Here is a 3,744-nt window from a genome sequence, read left to right on the forward strand (position 1 = left end):
CCCACGTCTCAAGGAGGCTCCTGCTCGCCTCGTTGGCATAGAGGATCCGTCCGGTGCGGCTCACCCTGATGACCGGGCCCGGGTTCTCCTCCGGAAACTTTGCAAGGTTCCTGATCTCCTCTTCGGCCTGTATTCGGCCGGTGATATCATAGACCGCACCCTGCACCCCTGCCGGGCGACCGTCAGGGCCGGGAACCGGCTGGACCTGGAGGTGCAGCCACCGGCCCTCTCCGTCCTTCCTGAGGATCCTGATGTCGGCCGTCGCCGGGCTGCCGGTTTTGAGGGCGCCCTGAAAACACGCTGCATAGGCTTCCCTGTCTGCCGGCTGGATGATGGTGTCTCCCTCCCCGGTCCTGGCCAGGATCTCGCCGGCCGAATGCCCGGTGATCCCCTCGACGTCGCCGTGGAGGAAGACCGGTTTCAGGTCGGCGTCCGTCCTGAAGGCGATGCCCGGGAAGTTCTGGAGGAAGAGCCGGTACCGTTCCTCGCTCTCGCGTAAGGCCTCCTCCATCACCTTCCTGTCGGTGATGTCCCGCGAGATCCCGGCGGTCCCGGCCGCCCGGCCGGTGCCGTCCGCGACGGGCGTTTTGATCGTCTCCACCCACCCATCCGAGCCGTCTGCCATCCTGATAGGCTCCACAATGGAGATCCTCCTCCCCGAGGCCATCACCATCTCGTCCTCCGCGTGGTGCTTTGCCGCGATCTCTGACGGCCAGACCACGGCATCGGTCTGGCCGATGACCTCCCCGGCAGCCCGCCCTGTGGCGGCTTCAAATGCCCGGTTGACAGCGACGAACCTGCCTTCCCTGTCCTTGAGCCAGGCGATATCCGGGATGTTGTCCAGGATCGCCTTCTGCTGCCGTTCGCGCTGCCTGAGATCCTCCTGGAGTTCCACCTGCCTGGTGATGTCGGCGATGAACCCTTCCAGGGCGACAAGACGACCTTTCTCGTCAAATACTCCTCTGCCCTGTTCCCAGACCCATCTTTCCAGCCCGCTGGCCGTCTTAACCCGATAGGTCACCCTGAAGGGGCCGCCCTTCCTGACGGCCTCCTGGATCTCTTTCCAGACATGGTCCCGGTCTTCCGGGTGGACCAGGCTGCCGTACATGACGTCGCCGCCGGTGAAGGCCGCGGGAGGGTAACCGAGAAGGTCATAAGAGCCTTCGCTCACGAACTCCATCGGGTAGGCGGGATCGTTCCTGCACCGGTACACCATGCCGGGGAGGTTGCTCATCAGGGTGGCGAGTTGCCGCCTCGGTTCGGATATGCCCTCCATATCATTCTCAATGACAGGCGCTATCAGGTATTAGTGTTCTGATCCGTTTGCCCGCGACAGGCGCGGCCGGGGGTATGGCCGCAGAAGAAGACAGGACGGGGCTTACCCCGGCCTCAAAAAAGTCAGACCGTTTTGAAGCAGAGGTACCAGTCCTTGCACTCGTAGCCCTCGCCGGCCCGCTTCTCCATCTCCGCGGCGGTCTTTGGCGGAGGGACGACGACTTTTTCGCCCGGCTGCCAGTTCGCCGGTGTCGAGACCTTGTGCCGGTCGGTCGTCTGGAGGGCCTTCACCAGTCTGACGATCTCGGGAATGTACCGGCCGTTCGTGAGCGGGTAGTAGATCATCGCCCGCATCTTTCCCTCGGGGTCGATGAAGAAGACGGTCCTGATCGTCTCCGTGCTGCTCGTGCCCGGGTGGATCATGCCAAACGTCTTTGCGACGCTCATGTCGAGGTCGGCGATGACCGGGAAGGGGATCTTCACGCCCATCTTCTCCTCGATGTTCCTCACCCAGGCGAGGTGCGAGTGGACGCTGTCGATGGAGAGTCCGATCAACTTCACGTTCAGGGCCTCGAGTTCTGGATATGCCTGCGCAAGAGCGACGAACTCGGTGGTGCAGACCGGCGTGAAGTCTGCCGGGTGAGAGAAGAGGACGACCCATTTTCCCCGGAGGTCGGAGAGTTTGAGGCGCCCCTGTGTTGTGACCGCCTCGAAATCGGGTGCAGCCTCGCCGATAATGGGAAGGGAGTGTGATTCCTCCATCTCTGTTGCCTCCAACCCTCCCTATCCCATGAATTCTTCGAGTGCCGCCTTGCCGTAGACATAGGCGGGCATGCCGGCAAGAAGGAATGCGACCCTCAGGCCCTCCTCGATCTGTTCTTTCTTGACGCCAAGGCTCTTCGCCCCTGCCATCTGGGCCCGCACCGCGTGGCGGTCCCTGAGTGCGGCGGCGATGGCGATGGCAAGCACCTTCTTTGTCTGTTTGGAGAGTGCGCCGTCGGCCCAGACCATCTGGTCGAGGCCCATCACCTTCTCGTAGAGATCAGGTTCGACCGTCTTGAGTTCGGCGAAGATCTTCGGGACCTTCCCGATCTTCTCTTCCAGTTCTTTCAGTTTCTGCTCCATTTTCTTACTCCCGGAGGACCATCGGTTCGCCGCAGCAGACCAGTTCTCCTCCACCGACTTCTTTCACTTCAACGACGTTGCCGCAGATCTCACAGATGAAGACCTGCCCCACTTCCTCGACATTGACCATCGTCCTCGCCCTCGTGAAGGATCTATTTCTTCCGCTTCGGCGGGTGAATGGCGTCTTCCGGCGTCTTGATGTCGGGCCTGATATGGGTCATCGGGAAGCACTGGTAGTTCTCGCAGGCGCAACTCGGGCACTGGACGAGGTCTCTCTCGGCCTCGGTCACATGGAGTTCGCGGCCGCAGTCGATGCAGACATAGGTTCCCGGCCCGACCTTCTGGCCTGCTTTCACGTCCCTGGGTTTTTCTGCCATCACTGTTTCACCGACGATTGATTATAATATCTTTTATATATTCTTTGCTCACTCCCCCGGGTTCTGCTTTCCACGGTCGGGAATAACTATATAGAGCGGCAGGCCGAGGTCGATCGCATGCCGAAAAAGATCATCGCCCTCCTTGGAAGCCCGGTGCGGGGGGGAAACACCGCGTACCTCTTCACCAGGGCGGTAGAAGGGGCTGAAGAGGCGGGGTGCGAGGTCGAGAAGGTGATGGTGCCGTACCTCAATTTCCAGCCCTGCATGGAGATCCTCCACTGCATGGCCCATGAGGACTGCCAGATGCAGGACGACCTGACGCCGTACTACCGGAAGTTCAGGGAGATGGACGGCCTGATCATCGCCACGCCGATCATGACGATGGGTATCCCGGGCAAACTGAAGTCCTTCATGGACCGGTTTCAGGTCTTTTACATGGCGAAGTATATGCGCATGCAGCCTTTCATCTCAAAAGAGCGCCGGAAGGAGAGAAAGACCCTGTTCATCTGCATCTCCGGCATGAACCTCCCGGACAACTTCGACGGCGCCCTCCAGACGACGCGGACCTTCTGCGAGATCATCGACTGCCCGTACTGGGAGGGGGTCTTCCAGAGGGACATGGACCACGTGCGGGACATCAGGACGCGGCCCGAGGTCGTCGAGGCTGCCTACGAGAAGGGGAAGGAGCTCTGTCGGGTGGTCGGGAAGAAGGATCTGTAGAATCAGACATGAGTCGGGAGCACGCCTCAGGCATACTGCATGAAAATTGTTCTGAGGAGTTCGTCTGGTCAGCGTGCCTTCCCGCACGCTTGCGCCGGGGGCGCTGCCCCCGGACCCCCTGGATTACGATAGGACGGGGAAGGCAGAGGGCGAACCTTTTCTGAAGGTGATTTTGTCCTCTCCATCTCCATCATGGGGTGCTCGTTGAGAGTCAAAACCTCATGAAAACCCGGAGAACGGATCTTCT

The 3,744-nt window shown here is 60.7% G+C and carries 6 protein-coding genes; 1 reads left to right on the forward strand and 5 read right to left on the reverse strand.

What is annotated here, in order from left to right; translation table 11 throughout:
• From PHP59_RS11760 to PHP59_RS11780, 5 genes are all read right to left on the reverse strand, one after another.
• Positions 1 to 1,276: PAS domain S-box protein (locus PHP59_RS11760; RefSeq protein ID WP_300167223.1), on the reverse strand; the 1,276-nt coding region annotated here is incomplete at its 3' end.
• 122 nt (positions 1,277 to 1,398) lie between these two features.
• The gene (locus PHP59_RS11765; protein WP_300167225.1) at positions 1,399 to 2,037 is read right to left on the reverse strand and encodes a peroxiredoxin; all 639 of its coding nucleotides are present in this window, start codon (positions 2,035 to 2,037) and stop codon (positions 1,399 to 1,401) included.
• Positions 2,038 to 2,058: 21 nt separating this feature from the next.
• The gene (locus PHP59_RS11770; RefSeq protein ID WP_300167227.1) at positions 2,059 to 2,400 is read right to left on the reverse strand and encodes a carboxymuconolactone decarboxylase family protein; all 342 of its coding nucleotides are present in this window, start codon (positions 2,398 to 2,400) and stop codon (positions 2,059 to 2,061) included.
• Positions 2,401 to 2,404: 4 nt separating this feature from the next.
• Positions 2,405 to 2,530: a desulfoferrodoxin FeS4 iron-binding domain-containing protein gene (locus PHP59_RS11775; protein WP_300167229.1), complete on the reverse strand. Its 126-nt coding sequence runs from the start codon at positions 2,528 to 2,530 to the stop codon at positions 2,405 to 2,407.
• A gap of 22 nt (positions 2,531 to 2,552) precedes the next feature.
• On the reverse strand, positions 2,553 to 2,777 hold the full coding sequence (locus tag PHP59_RS11780) for a hypothetical protein (RefSeq protein WP_300167231.1): 225 nt from the start codon (positions 2,775 to 2,777) through the stop codon (positions 2,553 to 2,555).
• 117 nt (positions 2,778 to 2,894) lie between these two features.
• Between PHP59_RS11780 and PHP59_RS11785 the strand changes: the two genes are divergently transcribed.
• The gene (locus tag PHP59_RS11785; protein WP_300167233.1) at positions 2,895 to 3,497 is read left to right on the forward strand and encodes a flavodoxin family protein; all 603 of its coding nucleotides are present in this window, start codon (positions 2,895 to 2,897) and stop codon (positions 3,495 to 3,497) included.
• The last annotated feature ends 247 nt before the right edge of the window (positions 3,498 to 3,744 follow it).

The organism is Methanofollis sp. (assembly GCF_028702905.1).
In the GTDB taxonomy this organism is placed as follows: Archaea; Halobacteriota; Methanomicrobia; order Methanomicrobiales; family Methanofollaceae; genus Methanofollis.